At 56.6% G+C, this 6618-nt stretch carries 9 protein-coding genes and 2 pseudogenes; 7 read left to right on the top strand and 4 right to left on the bottom strand.

Annotation, left to right across the window (positions count from 1 at the left end; genetic code table 11):
- The 3 genes and pseudogenes from WDJ60_RS16420 to WDJ60_RS16410 all read left to right on the top strand — a co-directional run.
- Positions 1 to 126, top strand: a pseudogene (locus WDJ60_RS16420) (IS701 family transposase); the annotation flags it as partial.
- Between the two features lie 159 nt (positions 127 to 285).
- Complete coding sequence (locus tag WDJ60_RS16415; protein WP_340101778.1) at positions 286 to 825, top strand: PAS domain S-box protein; 540 nt, start codon at positions 286 to 288, stop codon at positions 823 to 825.
- 675 nt (positions 826 to 1500) lie between these two features.
- Positions 1501 to 1797, top strand: a complete 297-nt coding sequence (locus WDJ60_RS16410) for a hypothetical protein (protein WP_340101777.1) — start codon at positions 1501 to 1503, stop codon at positions 1795 to 1797.
- Positions 1798 to 1873: 76 nt separating this feature from the next.
- Here the strand turns inward: WDJ60_RS16410 and WDJ60_RS16405 are convergent, their stop codons facing one another.
- Positions 1874 to 2281 (bottom strand): hypothetical protein, encoded by a 408-nt coding sequence (locus WDJ60_RS16405; protein WP_340101776.1) that lies wholly within the window; start codon positions 2279 to 2281, stop codon positions 1874 to 1876.
- Positions 2282 to 2522: 241 nt separating this feature from the next.
- On the opposite strand from WDJ60_RS16405, the gene WDJ60_RS16400 reads away from it, so the two are divergent.
- The 3 genes from WDJ60_RS16400 to WDJ60_RS16390 all read left to right on the top strand — a co-directional run bounded on the left by WDJ60_RS16400 (position 2523) and on the right by WDJ60_RS16390 (position 4501).
- A complete protein-coding gene (locus WDJ60_RS16400) occupies positions 2523 to 2717 on the top strand; it encodes a hypothetical protein (RefSeq protein ID WP_302080722.1) in 195 nt (64 codons plus the stop codon).
- Entirely contained in the window at positions 2710 to 3003 is a 294-nt protein-coding gene (locus tag WDJ60_RS16395; RefSeq protein WP_340101775.1) for a type II toxin-antitoxin system RelE family toxin, read from the top strand. The genes WDJ60_RS16400 and WDJ60_RS16395 overlap by 8 nt, the downstream gene beginning before the upstream one ends.
- Positions 3004 to 3334: 331 nt before the next feature.
- Positions 3335 to 4501, top strand: a complete 1167-nt coding sequence (locus tag WDJ60_RS16390; RefSeq protein ID WP_340101774.1) for a hypothetical protein — start codon at positions 3335 to 3337, stop codon at positions 4499 to 4501.
- A gap of 7 nt (positions 4502 to 4508) precedes the next feature.
- Here the strand turns inward: WDJ60_RS16390 and WDJ60_RS16385 are convergent, their stop codons facing one another.
- Both WDJ60_RS16385 and WDJ60_RS16380 read right to left on the bottom strand, forming a co-directional pair.
- Positions 4509 to 4880, bottom strand: a complete 372-nt coding sequence (locus WDJ60_RS16385; RefSeq protein WP_340101773.1) for a hypothetical protein — start codon at positions 4878 to 4880, stop codon at positions 4509 to 4511.
- On the bottom strand, positions 4855 to 5052 hold the full coding sequence (locus tag WDJ60_RS16380; protein WP_340101781.1) for a hypothetical protein: 198 nt from the start codon (positions 5050 to 5052) through the stop codon (positions 4855 to 4857). The genes WDJ60_RS16385 and WDJ60_RS16380 overlap by 26 nt, the downstream gene beginning before the upstream one ends.
- On the opposite strand from WDJ60_RS16380, the pseudogene WDJ60_RS16375 reads away from it, so the two are divergent.
- Positions 5048 to 5398 (top strand): annotated as a pseudogene (locus WDJ60_RS16375) (PadR family transcriptional regulator); the annotation flags it as partial. The gene WDJ60_RS16380 and the pseudogene WDJ60_RS16375 sit on opposite strands and share 5 nt — an antisense overlap.
- Before the next feature lie 162 nt (positions 5399 to 5560).
- Here the strand turns inward: WDJ60_RS16375 and WDJ60_RS16370 are convergent.
- Positions 5561 to 6577 (bottom strand): DUF6036 family nucleotidyltransferase, encoded by a 1017-nt coding sequence (locus WDJ60_RS16370; RefSeq protein ID WP_340101772.1) that lies wholly within the window; start codon positions 6575 to 6577, stop codon positions 5561 to 5563.
- Positions 6578 to 6618 lie beyond the last annotated feature (41 nt).

Below are 6618 nucleotides of genomic sequence, written 5' to 3'. Positions count from 1 at the left end.
AAAGAAGCCGTGTACAACCTTCTCTCGTGGGTTCGAGACAACGATGATCGTGGCGTCGATGACCTTATGCAAGAGATCGACCATCTTTTCGTTCACTCAACAGCCGACACTAACGTTCAAAGCTGAGTGAGTAGTAAACGACCGTGATGCTTGTCTGAGCACAAACACTTGCCTATTCCAAGGATATTATCACTCGTCTCCTAATTCTGATGTTTTAATTATATGGATACAGGCAAATCAATCCTGACTGAAAATATTCTTTAAATACATTAATCTATAAATTGTATGAGTAGTCCCGACAAAGTAAGATTACCACCTATCTGTCGAGACTGCGATAGAAGCTTGCTGCTGTATGATCCGGAAACGGGGGCGATTCTGGATGCGAATGAGTCTGTTGAGGATCTCTATGGATATTCGCTGGATGATCTCCGGACGATGGACGTAGGGGACTTCACAGCGTCGTCAACGAAGTTTAATCAAGCAGAAGCGCTTCGTCGGATTCAGGCCGCAGCAAACGGCGACTCACAAGAGTTCGAATGGCAGATTGAGCGTGTAAACAGCGAGCGGCGCTGGATACGTGTCTATCTGAACTCAACATCTATTGACGACCAAGAGTTTGTAGTTGCTGAAATTGACGACATCACGTCATACCGGGAGCGTGAAAACCGACTTCGGTTGCTAAGTCGGATTATACCCTTAAAGGTTTCATCGGCGGGCAGGCGCGGCCGACAGGTGCGACAGTTCGTCGGCCGCGCAGACCCGCCGACCGCCCAGCACGATGCAGTCACATGGGATGGAATCCGCGCGCCTTCGAGGACTCTCTGAGCCGGTCGATTCCGACGAAAGCTACGCGATTCGTCGGAATCGTGATCCGGGTCAGTGGCCGCAGTGGCGTGTCGGATGGAATCCCATGTGACGAAATCGCGCTCGGCAGCCCGGAATGGGCAAGAAAAGGCTTCCGCGCTCCGCGCGGAATAGTGTCGGGCCCACAAGCCCGGCAGTGTGCGCGAGCCTACGGGAGCGCGCACACGGCACGGAAGCAGCGTAGAAAACTCTCGAACGGCGAAACCGTGCGCGCGAACAACGCGTGCGCGGCTGCCTTGCGGTGTTCGAGAGGAAATTGCAGCGCGCTCGTGTGAATCCTTTAAGGGTTAACAAATTAATGGTAGCACGGTCCATCGGACCGCGCGCAGTGGTCGGAAGTCGCGGCCGGCGGCTCTCTGGCCGCGACCGAGCACGATGGAAGCTCGCGCTGATGCGCGAGCAGTCTCGCGCGCAGTCCCCCCAGGCCGTGGTAAACCGCGCTGGGCGAAACCGTGCGCGCGAGCAACGCGTGCGCGGCTGTCCTGCGGTCAGCGCGGGTAAACTCGGTCCTGCGAGCGGTCGCCAGCCAGGGAAACGTGCGCGCGGCGCGCGTGCGCGACCCTGCGGTCCTGGCTGGCGGCCGCGCGCCTTGCGGGGGGATGACGACGGGAACTGAAATCTCCACGCTGTTGGGCAGTGAGGCGTCATACAGATTTCCAGCCGGTCGAGGAATCGCCTGTCGTCTTCGGAACCTCTGAGCCGGCCGATTTCGCGACTGGAGGGGACCCGCTCTCAGGTCCGTGCACGCGCGCGAACGGTCGCGCGTGCGCGACTGTCTACGGCTACATCGACGACCAGGACGACCTCCACATCAAGGAACTCTCACGCTCGGGCTATGGCGAGCCTGGTCCCTCACCGGGTGACGCCCTTGAGCGAGAGACGACGAAATCCACGCTTGATGATGGCCTGCCTGAACTCCTGATACCCGTCTAGGACGAACTTCAGTACGACGGTTGCGGTGAGGACATCCCGGCGTTTGCATTGGACGTACCCCGTTCCCAGCAAACTGCTAGAGGAACCCAATCCCAGTCTCCAAGTCGGTCGTCATCGGCAGGTGTCCTTTTGCCGCCGCAGTAGCCGCCCGGTCCGCGTACGCAGTCGTGATCGGTAGTCGCGTTGTCGTGTTCGCGACGCCGATATGGCACTGGGCCAGAAGATACACTTGGCGTGTGAGCGTCTCAATATCAGTACCCCCGTGCTTGCTCTCAACCGTGATTGGTCGTGGCGTTCCAGTCGTACCTTTGGCGAGCGGTTCAGGTTGGCCATACGTCGCGATATACGCGAGTTGCTGCTCGTCGTTGATGCAGGCGATTGCCTTATCGGGATTCGCGAATCCGCCCTCCTGGTTGACGATTCGGGCAGGCGCCTGCTTGCGAACCTCGACGACGTCATCGCGGGGTGTATTATTTGCACCCAAAATTTAGCGAATACTCTACTCACAAACCTGCAGACTGACCGTTGTGGAAACCTCCAGATGAATATGATATTTGAAATGGTCTGCAAGATACAGAGCGTGAAGTCAGCACAGCACTGTGGTTTCTTTCAACTAGTCGTCACTGAACCACTTGGTCAGTGCGCGTGCATACAAACCGGGTGGCGATGTGAAAGCAGTCATCGACACTGTTAATACTACTAGGACTGTAAGTACTGACAGGACAATGTCGGCCGACAAACGAATTCCAGTCACAGAAAAGACCCACAAGGAGCTACACGAGCTCAAGGAACCGGGACAGACTTACGACGAGCTGCTCCAAGAACTCGCTCGACAGCGCCGCCGCGAAGAACTCGAAAATCGGTTCCGAGATGTCGAAGCAGCCGATACTGAGGATCTGACCGCTCTTGAAGATGTCTGAATACGACGTCCTGTTGGGCGACGATGCACGTGCCTTCCTCGAAGCCGCCGACGAAAAGACAACACGTGTTTGCAAAGAGAAGCTGGGTTATCTCGCTACAAATCCGTATCCCGGCCGGGGCCGCGGAGACAAGGAGAAACTCCCAATTGATGGCCGCCGAGACCGCTATCGGATGCATATCTCCCGGACGTACACAGCCTTCTATACAATAGTAGAAGATGAGTCAGAGGTTCGTGTACTCGAAATTCTTCCAATTGACGAGGCCCACGACCGCTATGGCTTCTAGGGCTGACCTGTGTCCGTGACAGGACGGGGGCATCTAGGTTTCTCTATGGACTGTACCGACCAATCCAACCACTCGCAATCGAAGGATGACTCTATGCAAGACTCGCGCGTTGCATCTTGCACGCCAGCTTTGACAAAAATCGGATAAACAGAGCTTGCGAAGTTTTCTATGACACGGTAAGGCAGTCCAGCAATTCATCTGAGGACTACCGTCGCTAACCAACAAATTGTATTGGAAGTCTGCAGTGTTGGTTAGTCAAATAGTACAAGTCGCGGACCAATTGAGAGACTGACCTAACTTTATTCAAGAGTCGGTGAGTCGTGACAATCTGATGGGATACCCGTTCGTTTCCCCGAGTGGATACGAAGAACGATTGAACCAGCAGTTCGCTGGGTTCCTCTATTACAGCTTGGAGGAAGGGCCGGAGTTGCTCAATCGTATCCACGGCGAGCCCGAGTTCTCATTCTCTGACGAGGCCCGAGTCGTCGCCCATCAGAATGCACCACTTCCGTACAATACTGATACCGGACCCGACCGAGAGATTGACTGGGTCGTCGGAGACGACGAGACACTCGTTGGATACGAGTCGAAGTACGGTGATTCACTCAAGAGTGACCAACTTAGGGGCGAACTCGAGAAGTTGCGGGCCAATGCCGACGGACGGGACGTTCGGTTAGTGACGATCACGCCACACACTACTCCGCCGGGACTTCTCGACCAATTTGAGGACGAGCCACTCACTTGGATGGGATGGAACACAGTCGCACGGCGGATCAGCCAGATTGAACCATCCGAGGTAGCGCCAGCGCACCGACCGATTTTGAAAATGCTCCAGGATCTCTTCGAGGCAGAAGATATGCACCCATTCACCGGCTTCGACCACCACGACAAGTTGCAGTATCGCTACTTCATCAGGGACCTCCGGCAGGAACTGGTTGATACGGAGGTCGAGAACCCTGGGAAGATCCACACGTCGACGACGAAAGATGCGGAGCCATCTCAGTGGAAACGTCTGGTCCCCAAGCGCCTCGACGTCCCGTTTGTCGTCGACTCTCGCGAAGATGACTGGAAGCGGACGAGATCGTATCTGACAGTCGTCGTCGATACGGAAACACACAGTGTCCACGTCGGTATCGTATTCAACCTTCGCGAAGTCGAAGCCCATCGCAGGTACGTGGTCGAGCGAATGGACGACCTCGTCGAGTATGCGACGGAGAGAGACCTAGAACTGTGGGCTTCGATGAACAGTTTCAACCAGTGGAAACTGGGGATAGCCACCACGTCCGACCCTATCGAGATGCGGGCTTGGCTAGCTAATGGCGGGGAGAACACTGTCCAGGCTGGAGATACCGATTACAAGAAAGCGATTTTTGTTACCGAATGTAGAGCTTCTGAGCCCGCTGCACTCGTCGAGGAAGCCAAGGAGGAACTCCTCACACTGCATCAGGACTTTTTGGTTGAGGATGATCTGTACGAGCATCCAACACTAGAAGGGTAGTTCTCGGCTATCGATACCGCTCTGGCGGGTAGAAGACGATGTGGACAGTCGACCCGAGATTGCACCACGACTTCGGCAGCACCGAGACTTCGAGTCCCCATTGCTGGGCGAACTTGAAGAGGTCGAACCACTGGTTGTGCGGCGCCTCTTCGCTCTCCAGGCGCTCGATGTTGCCCGGATAGACGTGCATCGAGTACAGCGCTGGCTCACCTCCGTCGAGCCAGAGCGTGGCGTGGTCGGACGCAGGCGGCGCGTGCGGTGGGCCGTCAGGGTTGTCGTCAGCTTCGAGCGGCGAGTGTGGGCATTCGTCCTCGCCAGTGATGAGGCGGTGCACGCAGGCCATCTCGGCGCGCTTATCGACGCCGAAGGCCTTGGGCATCGCGCTGGTACTCGCCCATGATCGCGCCGAGTGCCCGCCAGATATCGTTCCAGGCCGGATCGTCGGGTTGGTGGTCTAGATACTCCTCAACGGCCTCGCGGAGCTGGTCGTACTCCTCCCACGACGGGACTGGTGGGTTCGGCCCGGGCTTCGGGAGGTCGTCGCGGGTCACCCAACAAACGCGGTTCACGCTGATCAATAATGTCCTCCAGCACCCCGACCAGTTGCCCTCGATGTACGAACTCGAGGAGCTCAATCCCAGCGTGAGCGATGCCACCGTCTACAAGCACATTCAGAAGCTCATCGACGCCAGCATCGTCAAGGAGGTCGCCCTGGACGACGACCAGCGCCGGCAGGGCTACCCCTGGAAATTCTACGGTCTTACCGAAGAGGGTCGGGAGTTCCTGGCGGAACACAACCTTCTCGCCGCCGAGGAGACGCTCCTGCAGATCTACGTCACCATCGCTGACAAACCCGAGAAGATGGTCAAGTACGAGAACGCACCCCGTCCAGATTAGGAGCGATAGTCTGTCGTTAGTTCCGGAGATCAGCCACTGACTGACCGACCTCACGGGCGTAGTCCCTCCGCTCCAGATCGAGTTCTTCGGCGAGATCATCGACGGTCCCCTCCAAGTCCATATGTCGTCGACTCGCCCATCGAGTATAATCTTGGTGCAGCGTTAACGGTCAGTTGGTTCAGCTCGCTGGTACGTATTGAGCCGACCGCTACGATCGACGGAGATCTGTCCGACTTCTTCCAGTTTCCGGAGTTTATTGTAAATCCGGTGATCGGGAAAATCCAGCTCTTCTCGGAGATCTTCGATTGTTTTCGGGGCGTCCAGCGAGACGAGCAACGCGTTCTCAAGACAGTACGAGACGAGCCGGTCCGTGATTGGCGCAACAATATTGTGCCGCTCATCGAGGACATCGAGCGTATCGAGCACAGCAAACGAGAAGAATTGGCCAGTACGCTCTTCCTGAGTCTTGATCTCTTGGAAGATGCTCTCCCAGTCGAGATCGGCTTGCCTGGCGATCAGTGCGACGTCTTCGAGATCGCCTTCGCGCTCCGTGATCGATTTGAACACGAAGATGTCGGTCAGTGAGAGCAGATGTACGTGAAGATTGCCGTACTCGAATGATTGGTCGCACCGCTCGATCATCGCCGGCGTCAGCTGGGGTTGGCCAGCGACCGCTTCCACGAAAATATCCCAGCGCGGAAAGCCCTCCTTCTCGAGCACGAGACTGGGATCAAGCTGGTTGTATGCCGCTTCCAAGTCACTACGCTCCTCGTATCCCAGGTCCTGGAGCGATTCGGCGATTGCCAAGAACGTCTGTCCGTCCTCAACGACGAGGTCGACGTCTTTCGTCGAATCCTTCAACCCACGCAGAATGAGGTTGCCACCCCCAAGAAGATACACGTCGACAGGCGTCTCCAGATGGTCTCCAAGCTCTTGGAGCCCCCGTCGAAGGCTATCTTCCGGATGTTGGCCCCGCGGATAGACCCCATAGTCGTTCGCGAGATCGATGAATTCCTCCCACGGGAGAAAGAGCTCCTCGTGGTGGACTTCTCGCTGATCGATGTATGCAAAGAGATCTGCCCATTTCTCGACACACTCCCACCTGTTTGCGAGCCGCCACAGGTCGCTGGCGTCGAGGGTCGCGCGGTGCGTCAGATAGAACACGCCAGCCATCGCCATCTATTTCTTGGTCTCAGCGCCGGTCACCGCATGGATCAGAA

The sequence above is a fragment of the Salinibaculum salinum genome (assembly GCF_037645885.1).
In the GTDB taxonomy this organism is placed as follows: Archaea; Halobacteriota; Halobacteria; order Halobacteriales; family Haloarculaceae; genus Salinibaculum; species Salinibaculum salinum.
The sequence above is the reverse complement of the archived record's forward strand: the minus strand, read 5'-3'. Positions and strand labels throughout refer to the sequence as shown.